The organism is Glutamicibacter sp. BS14 (genome assembly GCF_056934375.1).
In genome coordinates, this window is record NZ_CM167801.1 from 2,080,362 (window position 1) to 2,097,349 (window position 16,988).

General features: G+C 61.0%; 15 protein-coding genes. 10 read left to right on the top strand and 5 right to left on the bottom strand.

What is annotated here, in order from left to right:
• Window positions 1-35: 35 nt before the first annotated feature.
• Entirely contained in the window at window positions 36-2,669 is a 2,634-nt protein-coding gene (locus tag AC1Z36_RS09850) for a DNA gyrase/topoisomerase IV subunit A (RefSeq protein ID WP_105656762.1), read from the bottom strand.
• A gap of 98 nt (window positions 2,670-2,767) precedes the next feature.
• Between AC1Z36_RS09850 and AC1Z36_RS09855 the strand changes: the two genes are divergently transcribed.
• The 3 genes from AC1Z36_RS09855 to AC1Z36_RS09865 are packed head-to-tail and all read left to right on the top strand — an operon-like array spanning window position 2,768 to window position 7,254.
• Window positions 2,768-5,428, top strand: a complete 2,661-nt coding sequence (locus AC1Z36_RS09855) for a bifunctional acetate--CoA ligase family protein/GNAT family N-acetyltransferase (RefSeq protein WP_105656761.1) — start codon at window positions 2,768-2,770, stop codon at window positions 5,426-5,428.
• 51 nt (window positions 5,429-5,479) lie between these two features.
• The gene (locus tag AC1Z36_RS09860; RefSeq protein WP_105656760.1) at window positions 5,480-6,067 is read left to right on the top strand and encodes a DUF5998 family protein; all 588 of its coding nucleotides are present in this window, start codon (window positions 5,480-5,482) and stop codon (window positions 6,065-6,067) included.
• A gap of 2 nt (window positions 6,068-6,069) precedes the next feature.
• Complete coding sequence (locus AC1Z36_RS09865; RefSeq protein ID WP_105656759.1) at window positions 6,070-7,254, top strand: alkaline phosphatase family protein; 1,185 nt, start codon at window positions 6,070-6,072, stop codon at window positions 7,252-7,254.
• A gap of 89 nt (window positions 7,255-7,343) precedes the next feature.
• On the opposite strand, the gene sepH is transcribed toward AC1Z36_RS09865, so the two are convergent.
• Entirely contained in the window at window positions 7,344-8,411 is a 1,068-nt protein-coding gene (gene sepH, locus AC1Z36_RS09870) for a septation protein SepH (RefSeq protein ID WP_105656758.1), read from the bottom strand.
• 260 nt (window positions 8,412-8,671) lie between these two features.
• Between sepH and AC1Z36_RS09875 the strand changes: the two genes are divergently transcribed.
• The gene (locus AC1Z36_RS09875; RefSeq protein ID WP_105656757.1) at window positions 8,672-8,971 is read left to right on the top strand and encodes a DUF4193 family protein; all 300 of its coding nucleotides are present in this window, start codon (window positions 8,672-8,674) and stop codon (window positions 8,969-8,971) included.
• A gap of 87 nt (window positions 8,972-9,058) precedes the next feature.
• Here AC1Z36_RS09875 and AC1Z36_RS09880 read toward each other — a convergent pair whose 3' ends face one another.
• On the bottom strand, window positions 9,059-9,592 hold the full coding sequence (locus AC1Z36_RS09880; protein WP_105656756.1) for a DUF3093 domain-containing protein: 534 nt from the start codon (window positions 9,590-9,592) through the stop codon (window positions 9,059-9,061).
• Between the two features lie 140 nt (window positions 9,593-9,732).
• On the opposite strand from AC1Z36_RS09880, the gene dut reads away from it, so the two are divergent.
• The 4 genes from dut (at window position 9,733) to AC1Z36_RS09900 (ending at window position 12,102) form a co-directional block, all read left to right on the top strand.
• Window positions 9,733-10,191, top strand: a complete 459-nt coding sequence (gene dut, locus AC1Z36_RS09885; protein ID WP_105656755.1) for a dUTP diphosphatase — start codon at window positions 9,733-9,735, stop codon at window positions 10,189-10,191.
• A gap of 38 nt (window positions 10,192-10,229) precedes the next feature.
• The gene (locus tag AC1Z36_RS09890) at window positions 10,230-10,931 is read left to right on the top strand and encodes a DUF3710 domain-containing protein (RefSeq protein WP_105656754.1); all 702 of its coding nucleotides are present in this window, start codon (window positions 10,230-10,232) and stop codon (window positions 10,929-10,931) included.
• A 3-nt stretch (window positions 10,932-10,934) separates the two neighbouring features.
• Window positions 10,935-11,309, top strand: coding sequence for a hypothetical protein (locus AC1Z36_RS09895; RefSeq protein ID WP_105656753.1), 375 nt, complete (start codon window positions 10,935-10,937; stop codon window positions 11,307-11,309).
• Window positions 11,310-11,370: 61 nt separating this feature from the next.
• The gene (locus AC1Z36_RS09900) at window positions 11,371-12,102 is read left to right on the top strand and encodes a DUF3159 domain-containing protein (RefSeq protein WP_286134105.1); all 732 of its coding nucleotides are present in this window, start codon (window positions 11,371-11,373) and stop codon (window positions 12,100-12,102) included.
• Here AC1Z36_RS09900 and AC1Z36_RS09905 read toward each other — a convergent pair.
• A complete protein-coding gene (locus AC1Z36_RS09905) occupies window positions 12,099-12,764 on the bottom strand; it encodes a potassium channel family protein (RefSeq protein ID WP_105656752.1) in 666 nt (221 codons plus the stop codon). The genes AC1Z36_RS09900 and AC1Z36_RS09905 overlap by 4 nt on opposite strands.
• A gap of 16 nt (window positions 12,765-12,780) precedes the next feature.
• Window positions 12,781-13,458, bottom strand: coding sequence for a potassium channel family protein (locus AC1Z36_RS09910; protein ID WP_105656751.1), 678 nt, complete (start codon window positions 13,456-13,458; stop codon window positions 12,781-12,783).
• A gap of 145 nt (window positions 13,459-13,603) precedes the next feature.
• Between AC1Z36_RS09910 and AC1Z36_RS09915 the strand changes: the two genes are divergently transcribed.
• Entirely contained in the window at window positions 13,604-15,598 is a 1,995-nt protein-coding gene (locus AC1Z36_RS09915) for an APC family permease (protein ID WP_181148801.1), read from the top strand.
• A 30-nt stretch (window positions 15,599-15,628) separates the two neighbouring features.
• Window positions 15,629-16,951: a class I SAM-dependent RNA methyltransferase gene (locus AC1Z36_RS09920; RefSeq protein ID WP_105661469.1), complete on the top strand. Its 1,323-nt coding sequence runs from the start codon at window positions 15,629-15,631 to the stop codon at window positions 16,949-16,951.
• The last annotated feature ends 37 nt before the right edge of the window (window positions 16,952-16,988 follow it).

Consider the following 16,988-nt stretch of genomic DNA (forward strand, 5'->3'; position numbering starts at 1 on the left):
GAAACGACGCCGCGTTCAGTTCTGGCGCTGCTGGATTAGAGGATTACTCCACCGTCGTCGAAAGGCAGCGCGTCTTCGCCCGGCGTGATGGCCGGGGCCGCTTTTGCCTTGGTTGTCTCGGGAATCAACGCTTCTTGCCGCGCGGTTGCCTGGAGGTCCTGGGCAGCAGGTGCTGCAGAAGCATCGTGCCCGCCGGCAATGGTTCCGCCAATGATGTTCACTGACTGGGCCAAAGGCGCGCCCGAACCATCGCGCTTGCCATATTCGGTAGGCAAAGCACGCACTACGCCTGCCGTGGAGCTGGCACGCGCAGGACCCTGGCCGGCATAGCCCAGCTGCAGGTAGTCCTCACCCTTGACGAAACGGTGAGCGCGCACGCCCGCGGTGGCGCGGCCCTTCGCCGGGAACTCGGAGAAGTCGGTGAGCTTCACCGACTGGCCCGAGGTGCCAGGAAGGGTCTGCGAACCGGCAGCGATCGTGGCTACCACCGCGTCGCCAGCACCGGCAGGAACCACACCGAAGAAGATCACCTGGTCATCGGCGGCGAGCTTGATGCCGGCCATGCCTTGTCCGGTGCGGCCCTGGGCACGCACCGCCGAAGCGCTGAAACGCAGCAGCTGAGCCTGCCTGGTCAGGAACACCAGCTCATCGGCATCCTCGGCCGGCGCCGCGGCAATCACGACGTCGGTGTCCTTGAGCGTGATCGCCTCGAACTCGTCACGGTTCAGCGGGTAGTCCGGGGTGACCCGCTTGACCACACCGTTCTTGGTGCCCACGGCAATCACCTGGTTCAGCGGAACCAGTGCCACCGCGCTTTCGCCCTTGCCCAGCTTGAGGAACTCGGAGATCGGCACGCCGTGGGCCAGCTGCGGGAAGCCATGGGATTCGGGAAGCACCGGAACATCGATCAGCGAGATGCGAATAATCCGTCCGACACTCGTCAGCGCTCCGATCTCACCACGGGCGCTGGAAGCAACCTGCGAGGTGAGCACGTCGTGCTTGATGCGCGCCGCGGAGTAGTCCACGACGTCCCGATCAGGAGTCCGGGCGAGCTGCCCCGTGGCCGAGAGCAATACCCAGCACGGGCTGTCGGAGACTTCCATGGCCAACTTGGCCTTCTTGCCTGTCCCGACTTCTTCAGGCAACGCGGTGCCCTTCAGCGGTGCCAGCTGAGCAGACTTCAGCAGCTTGGTCCGGCGCGGGGTGCCGAAAGTGTCGGCCATTTCCCCGAGCTCATCGGAAACCAGGGTGCGCAGCAGCTCATCGGACTCCAAAATGGCGCGCAGTTCCTCGATTTCGTTGCGCAGCTGCTCGGCTTCGGTCTCCAGCTCCAGCGTGGAGTACTTGGTCAGCTGGCGCAACCGCAGTTCCAGGATGTGGCTGGCCTGCGGCTCGCTCAGGTCGAAGACCGTCATCAGGCGTTCGCGTGCTTCTGCGGTCTGCTCGGAGGAACGGATAATGGCAATGACATCGTCAATATCAACGATGGCAATCAGCAGGCCCTCCACCAGATGCAAACGGTCTTCACGCTTGGCCAGGCGATGCGCGGTGCGACGGCGTACAACATCCAGTCGGTGGTCCACATACACGGTGAGCAGTTCGCCCAGCCCCATGGTGCGTGGCTGGCCGTCGACCAGGGCAACGTTATTGATGCCGAAGGAGTCTTCCATCGGGGTGTACTTGTACAGGCTGGCCAGGACAGCGTTCGGGTTGAAACCGTTCTTCAGCTCGATAACCAGCTTCAGGCCGTGATGCCGGTCGGTCAGGTCGACAACATCGGAGATGCCGGAGATCTTCTTGCTGTTGACGCCATCCTTGATCTTCTCGATGACCTTTTCAGGGCCCACGCCATAAGGCAGTTCGGTGACTACCAGGCCCGACTTGCGTGCGGAGATCTTCTCCAGGGCCACGGTAGCTCGGGTGCGGAACAAGCCACGACCGGTGCGGTAGGCATCCTTGATGCCGTCCAAACCGGTAATGCTGCCGCCCGAGGGCAAATCCGGGCCCGGAATGAACTTCATGAGTTCTTCGACGGTGGCGTCAGGTTCCTTGAGCAGGTGTTGCGCAGCAGCGACAACTTCGCCCAGATTGTGGGGAGCCATGTTGGTGGCCATGCCCACGGCAATGCCGGTGGTGCCATTGACCAGCAGATTGGGGAATGCTGCCGGCAGCACTTCGGGCTGCATGAACTGGTTGTCGTAGTTCGGGACGAAGTTCACGACCTCTTCATCCAGGTTAGCGGTCATGGCAACAGCGGAGGCTGCCAGACGGGCCTCGGTGTAACGCGGGGCTGCCGGGCCGTCATCGAGCGATCCGAAGTTTCCGTGGCCATCGATCAACGGCAGCCGAAGGGAGAAGTCTTGGGCCAGGCGGACCATGGCGTCGTAGATCGCGGTGTCGCCATGGGGGTGCAGCTTGCCCATCACTTCGCCGACCACGCGGGCAGACTTGACATGGCCCTTCTCCGGGCGCAAGCCCATTTGCGCCATCTGGAAGAGGATGCGGCGCTGAACTGGCTTCAGCCCATCACGGGCATCGGGAAGCGCGCGGGAGTAGATCACCGAGTAGGCATACTCCAAGAAGGATGATTCCATTTCATTGGTGACGTCTATATCGACGATATTTTCAACGAAATCCGCTGGAATCTCTTCAGACTTCTTACGAGCCATTACTCTGTTCGTCCTTCATCTACTGTCTTAGGGCCGGAACTGCCGAATCTTCGTGTTGCATCTGGGCGCAACGCCGAACTGCCGACTATCCTAAGCCTATGGTGGATCGTAAACTTTCGGCGGCATATCCGGCGCATTGGGAAGCAGATGTTGTGCTTCGCGATGGGACAACTGCACACCTGCGGCCGATTACTCCGCAGGATGCCCAAGCGCTCCAGGAGATGCACAAGCAGCAGTCTGAGACGTCAGTCTACTTACGCTATTTTACGTATAAGTCGTCACTGACCCCTAAAGAGCTCGAACGGTTCACCAATGTCGACCATGTGAATCGCGTCGCCTTCACCGTGGTTCGTGGCGCAAGGATCATCGGCGTCGGCCGCTACGACCGCTTGGATGACCCGAGGGAGGCGGAAGTCGCCTTCAACGTCTCGGACGAATACCAGGGCACTGGTATCGGCTCGATCCTCTTGGAGCATCTGGCCGCGGCGGCCCGTGAAAACGACATCGAGAAGTTCTCGGCCGAGGTTCTTCCAGAGAACCGGAAGATGCTCACCGTCTTCTCCGATGCCGGGTACGCGGTCGCACGGCATTTTGAAGACGGCGTAGTCATGCTCGAATTTTCCATCAGTCCCACCGAGAAATCCCGCGAAGTGACCGAGGCGCGAGAACACCGCGCCGAGGCGAGCAGTGTTGCTGCTCTTCTGGCGCCTAGGTCCGTTGCCGTCATCGGAGCCAGCCGCACCTGGGGCAAGCTGGGGCACGACGTGCTGGAACAAATTGTGGAATCCGGGTACACCGGTGCCGTGTATGCGGTGAACGATGCGGCCTTGGAAGTGGGCGGCATGGTGGCCTATGGGAAGATCACCGAAATCCCGGGACCGGTGGATGTCGCCTTCCTGTGCATTCCGCGCGAAGGGGTCATGGAAGCCATCGGGGACTGCGCCACCCACGGGGTCAAATCCCTGGTCATCATGACCACCGGCTACGAAACTCCGGAAGGGTTGAGTGCCCAGCGTGAACTTGTGTCGCTGGCTCGTGCCAACGGCATGCGGGTGGTAGGGCCGGGTTCTGCCGGGCTGATGAATACCGACCCGCAGGTGAAGCTGTATGCCACCGGAAGCCACCACGTTCCGCCATCCGGAAACGTCGGATTCTTCACCCAATCGGCCGCCATGGGCACAATCATCCAGGGTGTGGCCTTGCAGCAAGGTGTTGGCCCCAGCAGCGCCATTTCCGCAGGCCTGCGCGCTGACGTATCCGGCAACGACGCGATGCAGTTCTTTGAGGACGACCTGCGTACCCATGTTGTCGCGTTGTACCTGGAATCCTTTGGCAACCCACGCAAGTTCGCACGCATCGCCCGGCGCCTGGCCCGCAGCAAGCCTGTGATCGTGGCTAAATCCGATGTGATGGGCCGCCGCCTTCCTCCGGGCCACTCGGTGCGCGTAGGCCAAGCGCCACCAGGTGCAATGAACGCAATTCTTCGCCAGTCTGGCGTGATTCGCGTGCGTTCATCAGAAGAGCTGCTGGATGTCACGGCCCTGCTTTCGGTCTTCCCTGCGCCGAAGGGCCCGAACGTTGCGATCCTGTCCAACTCCTCGACCATCGCAGAGGTGGTGTGCGACGTCGCCGAGGACAGGAACCTGAACACCGTCGTGCAGAGCGAAGAGCTGGACTACAGCATGGGCCAGTCCAAGGCCATTCCGGTGCTGCGCGCCCGGATCAAGGAACTGGTGGAAGACCCGCAGATCCACACCATTCTGCTGGCGCACCTGCCCTACTCGGAGCTGGATACCAGCGCAGTTCTGAAGGTCGCCAAGGAGTTCATTGGCCAGCCAAAACCAGTGGTGGCATTGGTTCCGGGCCTGGCGGATACGAAAATTACTGGCGGCCTGAAGCAGGGGATTCCGGTATACACCTCGCCAACCACCGTCATCGGCGCCCTGGCCAAGGCCTATGGATACCAGCAGTGGGTTGACGTTCCCTACGAGCCGATGAAGGATCCAGCTGGAATCGACGTGGACGGTGCCGCGGAGTACCTTGATGAATTGGTGCAGACCATCTCGGGGACCAACCTGCTGGAATTGGACGACGCGCAGGTGCAGAAGCTGCTGGACTTCTACGGGATCAAGTTCCTGTCCCATCGGGTGGTGCACACCGCAGAAGAAGCTGTTGCGGCGGCCGAAGAATTCGGCTGGCCGGTGGCACTGAAAGCCAACGACCCTGATCTGCGCCAACGCCTGGACTTGGGCGGCGTGCGCTTGAGCATCCCGGACAAGCAGAGCCTGGAAGCGAACTTCACGCATATGAAGTCGCTGATGGCGGTTTACGGCGTGGACTCCCTGGAAGTGCAGAGCATGGCTCCTGCTGGCCAGGCTTGCGTGGTCAAGGCCGTGGAAGACCCGTTGCTTGGTCCAGTCATTTCCTTCGGGCTCAGCGGCGATCCGGTAAACCTGCTCGATGATTGGGCCCACGGCGTGGCGCCGTTCTCCACCCATGATCTGGAACAGCTCATCCGCCGTCCGCGCAGCAGCGTGCGGCTCTTCGGCTACCAGGGATTGCCGGCGGTGGATCTTGATGCCCTGAAGGACTTCATCACCCGCGTCTCGCTCTTCAAGGACAACCATCCTGAAGTGACCGTTGCCAAATTCGCGCCGATCACCGTTGCCACCGATTCGTTGAGCGTGCTGGCGGTGAACATCCAGATCAGCAACGCTGAGCAACGCACAGATAGCGTCCGCCGGGCATTGCGTAATTGAGTGCAATCGCCGAAACGTGAATTGCCTGTGGCGACTGAGTAGAATTGGGGCATGAGTTCTCCAACGTATTCGACCACTCCTGGCGCTGAGCTTCAGCATGATCTGGTCCGTGCGGGTTTTTATCCGCAGATGGTCCAGGATGTACTGGCTGAAGCCATGATGGGCCAACCAGTGCTTGACCACTATGTACATCTGGAAACTCACTTCGACCATACCGAAGTGCACCGCCATATCACCGTTATGGTGATGAGTGAAAAGGTGCTTTTCATTGTGCACGTCGATGACCAGCAGCTTGACGACCACGGCAAGGACGTCATGGCGCAGGTCTCCGTCGAAATGATTTCCCTGGCCCGCATCGCCTCGGTTGCCACCAGTTACGTCTACCACCAGCCGCAGCATTACTCGGCCGCTGACCCGGTCAAGGAATTGACCTTTGGACTGTCCTGGAACGGAACCAAGCGGATTGATCTGGCCCCTGCCGCCTGTGCCGATCCGCAGTGCGATGCCGACCACGGGCTGAACGGCACCTCGCAGCCTGAGGACTTGGTCATCCGCGTCAGCGCCGAGGCCGACGGCCAGCAGGCCGTGAACAAGGCACGGGAATTCGCTGTCCGCCTGCGCCTGGCCACGATCGCCTGAGCATGATCGAGGAACAGAAACGCAGCAACCTGCCTGTCCCGGCACAGAAAATCCCGGACGCGCCCAAATACGGCCAAGCTACGCTGTCGGAGATCCTTCCGTCGGCAGCCGCTGCAATGGGCGTTCCGGGCTACGAGAACGCTTTGGGCTTTGCCCCGACAAAACGTGTGGCACTGATTATGGTTGACGGACTGGGCTGGAACCAGCTCAAGAGCCATCTCGGGCATGTACCCTTCCTGCGCGGCCTGTTCGAAAAGGGGCAGAAGCTGGGAACGGGATTCCCTTCCACCACCGCGACGTCCCTGAGCAGCCTGGCCACGGGCCTGGCTCCCGGCGAACATGGAATGGTTGGCTATGACGTCATCGATCCGGCCAAGCGCCGTGTAGTTAACCAGCTCGGAGGATGGCCAGGGGACTTGGACCCCGAAGCGTGGCAGACTCGCCCGACCGTTTTCCAGAAAGTCGCCGAGCACGGCATCCACGTGGCTACCGTGTCTATTCCGATGTTCGCCAAGTCGGCCCTGACTCGCGCGTCGTTGCGCGGCCCCAAATTCGTGCCGGCGAACCAGCCTGCGGCCCGTGCGCGTGCTACCCGAACCATTTTCGAGTCGAACCGCAATTCGCTGGTCTACACGTACTTCAATGAATTGGACAAGGCCGGACACAAATTCGGCGTGGACTCCAGCCAATGGCGGGACACGCTCGAAGAGTTGGATTACGTCATTAAGAACCTGGTCTCCAAACTGCCAGAAGAAACCACGGTGCTGATTACCGGTGACCATGGAATGGTGGACATCCCCGCATCCCAACGCATCGACTACAGCCAGCAGCCGGAGCTTATCGAAGGCGTGGAGCTGACCAGCGGCGAACCTCGTGGAGTCCAATTGACCTTCGACACGCAGACCGACGCGGCTAGCCGGTTACGCGTACGCGAGGCCTGGCAGCAGGCCTACGGCACCAAAGCCTGGGTGATGACGCGCGAGGAAGCCATTGAACTGGGCTACTTCGGCGCCATTACCGAAGAGCATGCAGCCCGGCTGGGTGATCTGATGATTCTGGCAGCGGAAGCTATCGCTTTCTACGACGGCCGACGCGTTACGCCGATGGCGTTTGACATGGTAGGGCAGCACGGATCGCTCACTGCGGGGGAGCGCTTCATCCCGCTGCTGGTGCACCGCACCACCTAGTTCTCAACGGAACAAGCGCATACGGGTGCGGGAGCAGCATTGAATAAATGCTGCTCCCGCACCCGTATGCGCTCTAGCCCGGCGGCGCGTCAGGAATCGGTGTCCTTCTTGCGCTTGCCGAACATGATGTCATCCCAGCTGGGGACCGAAGACCGCTTGGCCTTGCGCGGAGCGGACTCCTCGGCATTCTGCTCGGACGGCTTGTCCTCAGTGCTGTTCGCACCGCCGGCATCCTGATCGGTGACGACCACCAGCTGCGAAGTGCGTGCCGAAATTCCTTGCGGAAGGTGCGGCAGCGAGTCCTCATCGTCGGCGTCGTACTTGCTCATGCTGCGTTCGATGATCTCGTTGTAGCGTGACTCGCGCTCCGGATCCTGGTCCTTCGTGCGCTGCCCACGACGAGCGTTCAGCAACGTGACCAGTTCTTCGGTCTCATCCGGTTCCGGTGTGCTGGCTGCAGGAGCCTGCTCAGGCTCTGGCTGGTTCAGCGCAGAGACCGGGCGAAAGTATTCAGGGGCCACCTGTTCGCTCAAGGTTTGTGCCCAGCGGTTCAGATTTTTCAACGACTTGCGTGCCGGGGTGAATGCCCACCGCGCACTGTTCGAGGAAGCTTCAGTGGAATCCGAGCCCAGGGACTCGACATTCTCGGTCGGCAGCGGGGAATCGAACTGCACGGTAACGATCCATTGGCCTTCTGGATCTTTCCAGGCGTTCCATCGAGCCGAGTCGGCGTCGATGTGCAGCTGGTGCAGGCGGTGGACCACCATGGAACCAAGATCCGCAGGCTCTTCGCCGAATACTTCGCGGTATTCGGCATCGGTTTGTGGTCCTGAAACCTCGACACGACGTGCTAGCTCGGCGATGTGCTCGCGCTCAGCCAGCACCGGACCTTCGTACTTGACGATGTCCTCGACTGGGATATCCCACTCAAGAGACAGATCGTAGGCGGAAGCACCAGCGCGCACTCGCGCTTGAATTTCGCGCGGCGAATGGACCGAGGACTCCTCACGGTTCCTTGGAGCCCGCGAACGGGCAATTTCGGCCATTGCACTGCGCAGTGCATCGTCAACAGGTAGCTCGAAGCTCATCCCGTCGTCGCTGCTGACCTGCAGGCTGGAACCATTTTCATGAATTCCTACCAGTCTCAGCTGACGCATTCCTACCCTCCACACGCTCTATTTCCTGTGTAAAACTCTGCCACCTCGAAGCCTGAATTCCTACCACCGCGCAGGGTGTGGCGCAAGATTAGTCATCAACCTCACGCAGTAATTCCTTGAACCTTCCGCCCATGGCATAGCGTGGCATGAACGGGAATGGATGACCCGGAATAACGCTATACTTCTATGCCGGTATAAGTTTTCACCTTGTGAAGCAGCCGGCTAGGACGAAGACCTGCAGGAAAGAGCGAAAAACGATTATGGCAAATGAATCTGCTGCACCCGTAGCAATGTCAGAAGCGGAACGAGCCAAGGAAATCGCTCAGCTCAAGGCAGGCAAGACCGCAGCCATGGCCAACCTGGTTGACGAGGCCGAAACACCCTTGGCTGAGGAATATGTTTTGCCCGGCGGCGAAGCATCGCAGGAAGAAGCGAGCATCGAGATCCTGCCGGAGCAGGCAGACGAGTTCACCTGCGCATCTTGCTTCATGGTGCGTCACCGCACGCAGCTGGCCCGTGAAGACAACGGGCAGAAATTCTGCAGCGAGTGCGAAGGCTAGGAAGCTTACGCAACAGTTCTGAAAGCGATGGCGTCCTGGACCGGAAGGTCCAGGACGCCATCGCTTTATTCTATGGAGCCGTGAATGCTATTCGCCTGAAGCGTCTTCTGCCTGCTCCTCCTTGGCTGCTTCGGCCTTGCCTTCCTCGGTGAATTCGTACATCACGCCCGAGAGTGCGGCAGCCAGCTCTTCGGGGCGGCGGGTGGAAGTCAGCCAGTACGGCGTGGTGTCTCGCTCGTCGGTCACTTCCATGCGCACGGCACCGTCGATCCAGCCACGCAACAGCATGTAGGCCAAGCCGTGAAGCTTCTGTCCACGCTGCTTGAAAGCTTCGTCGCCACGGTAGCCGACGACGTTGCCGATGTACTTGCGTTCAATGCTGGCCCGGCCAACGGTGACCAGATCATCGGTGACTTCGATGGCTGGCACGCGCAGCAGGAACACCGCGACCAGTGAAATCAAAACTACGCCACCGGCAACCCATCCAAGGATGCCGTTAATCGGTGCTACTGCGATACCTGCGGTGATGGAAATGATGATCGGCCAAATCCAGGTACTGGCCGATGGCCAGAGCTTTTCGCTGTACAGGACGTTCGAACCCTCGGGGCTGGAATTACTCATGGTTCCAAGTTTAGGCAATATTTCCTGGTTCCATGACCTCGGGGCTGGCGGCAGGGGATTGCCCTGCGCGCGCGATAGAGTTAGCCACGAGAAACTATCGAGTGACTATTTCACATAACTCCGGGGGAAGACCTACACCGATGAGTGAGCCATCAATTTCCATTGCCATCAAGATGCTTGACACCGAACTGCCGGTTCCCAGCTACGCGCATCCGTCAGATGCCGGTGCTGACTTGCATGCTCGCGAGTCGCTGGTGCTGGAGCCTGGCGCCCGCGCGCTCATTCCAACAGGCATTGCGCTGGCCATCCCGCATGGCTATGTCGGTCTCGTGCATCCGCGCAGCGGCTTGGCTGCTAAGCACGGCATTACCGTTGTGAATGCACCGGGTACTGTTGACGCGGGGTACCGTGGTGAGATCATGGTCACCTTGCTGAATACCGACACGTCTGAGTCTTTCGAAGTCAGCCGAGGCGACCGAATCGCCCAGCTGGTAATCCAGAAAGTCGAGCAGGCAGCGTTCATCCAAGTCGATTCGCTGGACGGCAGTGCTCGCGGCGCTGGCGGGTTCGGTTCGACCGGCGGATTCAGTTCCAAGTAAGTACCCTTGAGTGCAAGACGAGATTTTCTAAGGACACCATGATTTTCAAGCGCAAGAAAGCCCAAGACCAGCCAGTCGACGCACCAGCTGCTGAGGCAGGCCAGGGCGAGGCCGAGCCGAAGGACGGCCCGTTCGACTACAGCGAGGTCGAGAATACGCAGGAATACCTTGACTTCGGCTCGATCCTGATCAAGCCAGTAGCAGGCTTGAAGGTCCGCATGGACGTTGAAGAGTCCAACAAGCGTGTCATCGCGGTGTCGCTGGAGATCGCCGAGTCGCGTATCCAGCTGATGGCTTTCTCTTCCTCGAAGTCCGAATCGCTGTGGCCTGGCATCAGCGACAAGATCAAGAGCGATATCAGTGCCCAGAACGGCGAAATTTTCACCCGCGACGGCGATTACGGCCAGGAGCTGCTCGCCAAGGTGCCGCAGCAGCTGCCTGATGGTCGCGCCGGGCATGTCGCCCTGCGCTTTGTCGGCATCGACGGCCACCGCTGGTTCCTGCGTGCGGTCATTGGCGGCGCTGCCATTGGAGACGAAGAAGCGGCTGGCATCGTTGACGGGATCCTGCGCACTGTCGTGGTCAACCGCGGCGACAAGCCACTGCCACCGGCCGAACTCTTGCCCCTGAGTGTTCCGGCCAATGCGCAGGCCCGCCCGGCAGGCACTGAGCAGAACCCTGAGCAGAACTCTGAGCTGAAGCGTCCAGAACGCGGACCAGAGATCACCCAGATCGGCTAATGCATGTCGCTGAAGGACAAACCCGTCACTGCGCTGCTTGGCCCCTCGGGCCAAAAGCTCAGCTACCAGCGGCTGGACAGCTTGGAACAGCTGCCTGTCAAGGGCAGGGTGGAGCACACGGGCTACATCCAATCGGTTAGCTATTCCGCGCCACACGTCGCACCCACGCTGACCGCGGTGGTGGTCGACCGGCTCGGTGCGGTGTCTGCTCGTCGCGGGACTGTACCGCATGTGCGTTTGGCGTTCATGGGCCAGAAATCCGTTCCGGGAATCAAGCCGGGCGTGAAGGTGGAATACTCGGGAATGGTCGCTCCCGTGGATCAAGTTCCGACGATCTTTAATCCGCGCTACGTAATCGTGCCGGAGGCCCGCGGGTGATCCGCGCGTTCCCTCAAGGTCTTGGGAACGAGAGCATGCTGGCGTCTAACTGGAAGAAAACATGATGAACAACGACGAATCGCGTCCGGAAGATGGATCCACGCCGGAAGCAAAGCATCCAAGCTTCGCGGAAATGATTGGCTCGAACGCCAACATCGCGCAAAATGCCGACGGCGGGATAGATCTGCTCTCCACCGTCGGTGGCGTGCGCGGAATCCTGGAAACGGTGCTTCCCGGTTTCGTGTTCATCATGGTCTTCGCGCTGACCTCCAATCTGGGCTGGGGGCTGATCGCTTCGATCAGTCTTGGCGTGGTGTTCATGATCATCCGCCTAGCCAAGCGCTCGACGCTGATCCAGGCCGGCTCCGGGCTGATCGGCATCCTGATCTGCGCCTTCGCCGCACGCAATTCAGGCAATGCCAAGGACTACTACATTCCAGGGTTCTACGTATCGGCCGCCTACTTGGCGGGATTGCTGATTTCGGTGATGGCCCGCTGGCCGCTGATCGGCCTGCTCTTCGGGTTCATCCGCAATGAAGGCACCGAGTGGCGCAAGAAACCCGCGCGCTTGCGCCGCTACCAGGTGGCCACCTGGATCATCATTGCTGTTTTCGCGCTGCGCCTTGCAGTGCAGATCCCGATGTACATCGCAGATGACGTCGTGGCCTTGGGCTTGGCCCGCGCCTTGATGGGGGTGCCGCTGTATGCAGCGGGGCTCTGGTTCGCCTGGCTGGTCTCGAAGCCTGCAGCAGAAGCCAGCAACGGGACCAGCCCTCCAGCACAAGCCGTCTAGCGGGTGGCGTCGCGAAGCGTGCGGCGCAACAAGGCTTCGGCTTGCGGGGTGGTGATGAAGAAGATTTCATCGCCACCCTCAATCACATCATCGGCACTGGGCGGGAACGGCGTTTTATCGCGAACCACTGCCATCATGGTGGTGTCTTCGGGCCAGGAGATGCGCCCGATGCTGCGGCCAATCAACGCCGAATCGTGCGGGACGGTGAACTCGACCATGTAGACCTCTCCGGTCTTCAGCGTCAGCAGCCGCACCAGGTCGCCCACCTCCACGGCTTCTTCCACCAGCGCGGTCATCAGCCGCGGGGTGCTGACCGCTACATCTACGCCCCAGGCGTCATCGAACATCCACTCATTCTTCGGATTGTTCACGCGGCCTACGGTGCGCCGGATGCCGAATTCGCTCTTGGCCAGCAACGAGACCACAAGGTTCACCTTGTCATCGCCGGTTGCCGAAACGACCACGTCGTACTCTTCCAGCTGTGCCTGCTGCAAGACAGCTAATTCGCAGGCATCGCCAATCAGCCACTTCACCGCTTCCAGGTCGGCGCGCTCGGCCATTTCCGGCTGCAGGTCGATAAGCAGGACTTCGTGATGGTTGATCACAAGTTCGCGGGCAATGGAGGAACCGACCGAGCCGGCCCCGGCAATCATGACCTTCATGGGGGTGCCTCTCAGATTATTCGTTGGCCTGCGCAGCCGGCGGGCTGGCAAGGATCTTTTCGATGTCCTTGGACTCATCGAGCCGCATCATCACGTGCACCAGGTCGCCGCCCTGCAATCGGGTGCGGCTCTCGGGGATGGTGCCTTCGCCGAAGCGGGTCAGATAGGCCACTCGTACCCCGGCGGCCGCTTCCAGCTCCTTGACCAGCCGTCCATACCAGTCGCGGTGCAGGGCAACTTCGGAAAGCATCAGGCGCCCCGATGGCTCCCGGAAGTCACCGCGCATCGAATAGTCGGGCAGGATCCGGCGCAGCACCTGATCGGTGCTCCAACGGACCGCGGCCACGGTGGGGATACCCAGGCGCTGGTAGATCTCGGCGCGCCCTGGATCGTAGATGCGGGCCACGACATGGGGGACGTTGTAGGTTTCGCGCGATACGCGAGTGGCGAGAATGTTGGAATTATCACCGCTGGATACGGCGGCGAAAGCATAGGCCTCATCGATTTTGGCAGCTTCCAGGGTGTCCTTGTCGAACCCCATGCCGGTCACCGTGGAACCTGAGAAGCCTTTGCTCAGCCGGCGGAAGGCATGCGGGTCCTGGTCAATGACTGCCACGGAATGCCCCGCTGAATCCAGCGTGTGGGCTAGCGAGACACCGACGCGTCCGCACCCCATGATCACGAAATGTGCCACCGAGAACTCCTTGGGTCTACTGCTTGCTGCATGTCCAGTGGCGCACACAAGCTGTGTGCTCCGAATGCAACAATAGCGCTGATCGCACCCAGTTTATCGGTGGTGCAGCACCCATGTGCCTTGCACCCTGCGATAACGTTGTGTCGTGCCTGCATTATTTGACGGTCTGAAGCGGATCTTGGTGGGCCGGCCTTTCAGAACTGAACAGCTGAAAAAGAAGCCGTTGCCACCTAACGTCGCGTTGCCGATTTTCTCGTCCAGCGCCCTGTCGTCCTTGGCGTACGCGCCAGACGAAATCTTGCTGACCCTGGCCATTGCGGGCATCGCGGCCACCGCGCTTTCGCCGATGGTCGGACTTGCTGTCCTTGCCGTGCTGGTGGTGCTGGTGCTGTCCTACCGGCAATCGGTCATGGAGTACCCCTCTGGCGGTGGCGACTACGAGATCGTGAAGAAGAACCTGGGTGCGCGCCCGGGAACAGCGGTCGCCGCTGCGCTGCTGGTCGACTTCGTGCTCACCGTTGCTGTGTCCAGCTCATCAGCTGCCCTGTATCTCGCCGCCATTTTCCCTGCAGTGGCCGAGTACAAGGCTTGGGTGGCTGCTGGACTTGTCGCATTCCTCGTGGTCGGTAATCTGCGCGGCAGGGGACAAGGGCGCTGGACCCTGGCCATTCCGGTCTACCTCTTCGTGATCGGCATGCTGCTGCTGGTCGCTATCGGCGGGGTGATGGCGCTGACCGGTACCCTCGGGCTTGCCCCGAGCGCGGATTTCACGATTGTGCCGGAAGAAGAGTTTGCCAATGGGCTGCACGGTGTCGTCGGTGCATTGCTGATCCTGCGTGCTTTCAGTACGGGTTCGGCGGCGCTGACCGGTATCGAGGTCCCGATCTCGAACGTGCAGACCCTGGCCAAGCCGCGGGCCAAGAACGCGGCGCGGATCCTGCTGGTGCTGGGCCTGCTCTCCGGGGTGCTGACACTTGGCACGCTGATGCTTGCCCGTGCCACCGGCATCAAGGTCGTCGCCGACCCGCAGGCCTCATTCTTGCTCGACGGTGCCCCGATCCCTGAAGGGTTTGTGCAGGTCCCGGTCCTTGGCCAGCTGGCGCAAGCCGTGTTCGGCGATTTCACCTTCGGCCTGGTCATTGTTTCGGTGCTGACCATTGCCGTGCTGCTGCTGGCCGGAAACCAGGCCTTCAACTCCTTCCCCCTGCTGGCCAGCCATCTGGCTACCGACGGCTTCCTGCCACGCCAGCTGCGTACCCGCGGTGATCGGCTGGGCTTCTCCAACGGCATATTGTCCCTGGGCGTTGCCGCGATTGCACTGGTGCTGCTGTTCCAAGGCGATGTCACCTTGCTGGTCCAGCTGTACGTGGTGGGCGTGTTCGTTTCCTTTACGCTCAGCCAGCTGGCCATGCTCAAGCACTGGAAACGCGTGCTGGTTCCCATTGCCGACCGCAGGATCCGTGCGGCCAAGCAGCGCAAGCGCCTGCTGAACCTGGTGGGCCTGGTCCTATCGGCACTGGTGCTGGTGGTCGTCTTGGCCACCCGCTTGGTCCACGGCGCGTGGTTGGCCGTGCTGGGCATTGCGGCCTTGATGCTGATCATGGATTCACTGCAGCGCCACTACCAGAAGGTTGACGACGAGCTGGCGGTGGATGAGGACGTTGCCGCCACGGCCTTGCCCTCCCGGGTGCATGCACTGGTGCTGGTCTCCACCGTGCGCAAGCCGGTGCTGCGGGCCTTGGCCTTCGCCCGAGCTTCGCGTCCCTCGAAGCTCGAAGCAATCATCGTGGATGTGGAACGAAGCAAAACCGAAAAGACCCTCCGGGACTGGGAACGCCTGCAGATTCCGGTGCCGATCACCGCCCTGGCTTCTCCGTACCGCGATATCCCCGGGGCGCTGATTGAGCATATTCGTTCCATCAAGCGTGAATCCCCGCGGGAACTGATCGTCGTGTACATCCCTGAATACGTAGTGGGCCACTGGTGGGAACAGCTGGTGCACAACCAAACCGCTTTACGAGTGAAAAACCGGCTGCACTATGAACCGGGCGTCTTGATCGCCTCGGTTCCATGGCGCTTGCTCAGTGCTTCGCATGCCCTGGGCGGCGGGCCGACCGAAGAATCTTCGGCACACCGCTGAATTCAATGCTTCTGATGAAAGACAAGATCGATGACTGAAACACCAATGCTCACCGTCCGCCTGGGCAAGATTGCCCATGGCGGCCACACCGTCGCCCGCCATGAGGGCCGCGTGATCTTCGTGCGCCACGGCATTCCCGGAGAGTTGGTGAATGTGCGCCTGACGGACAGTGCGCCGGAGGCCAAATTCTGGCGTGCCGACGTCGCCGAGGTGCTCGAAGCCAGCGAGCACCGCGTGCCCCACTTCTGGGATGCCGCTGATGCCCTGAAGCATCGTGACCCGGTGGGTGGCGCAGAGTTCGGCCACATCACCCTTGAGCACCAGCGTGAGCTCAAGTCGCAGGTTGCTGCCGAGCAGATGACCCGTCTAGGCGGCCTGAAGGCGGAGGACTACAACTTCCCTGCGGTGCAAGCGGTCAAGGGCGCGGCCGACGGCCTGGGCTGGCGTACCCGGATGTCCTATTCGGTGGACGCACAGGGCAAGCTCGCGATGAGCGCATTCCGCAGTAACCAGTTGACCGGCATCGCGCAGATGCCATTGGCCCATCCGGCTATCGAGGCCACCGGCTTGTACTCTGTGGACTACAGCGGAATCGAGCGTGTCGAGGCTGCGGTATCCAGCCAGGATGACCAGACCGTGTTGATCCTGCTGGCTGAAGCAAGTACCGGCGCCGCGGCAAAGGTGGCAAAGCAGTTCCCGGAGGGTGTCAATGTCGCCGCTTTCAGCCAGCGGGGCGGCGCGGCGGCTGACGGCAAAGGCAGCTTGCAGACCTTGGCTGGTTCGGCGTTCCTGACCGAAAAGGTACTGGGGGAGAAGTTCCGGATTACCGGTGAAGGCTTCTGGCAGGTGCATCGAGAGGCGGCCAGCCTGCTTTCCCAGCGCGTAGTTGAACTGACCGAGCCAGCCGCTGGCGAGCAAATCGCCGACCTCTATGCGGGTGCTGGCTTGTTCTCCGTCCCGTTGGCTAAGGCAGTTGGCTCCCAGGGCCGGGTCTTCTCAATTGAAGGCGCTCCGGGCACGCATGCCGATGCGAAGAAGAATCTGCGCTCCTATTCGCAGGCCACGGTGATCCGAGGCCGTGTTGAGCGAGTGTTACGGCAGGTCGCCGGGGATGCCTCCCTGGACGCCGTGGTACTTGACCCGCCCCGCACCGGGATCGATAAGCAGGTGGCTGCGGAGCTGGCTTCCATTGCTGCATCCCGGATTTGTTACGTGTCCTGCGACCCTGCGGCTTTCGCCCGTGATACCGCGCGTTTGATGGGCCGCGGCTACGAATTAGAGCATATGGAGATTCACGATTTGTACCCGCATACCCACCATATGGAGTCCATCGGGCTCTTCGTGCGCCGTTAAACACCTGAAATTGTCCGATTAGACACGAATTCGGATG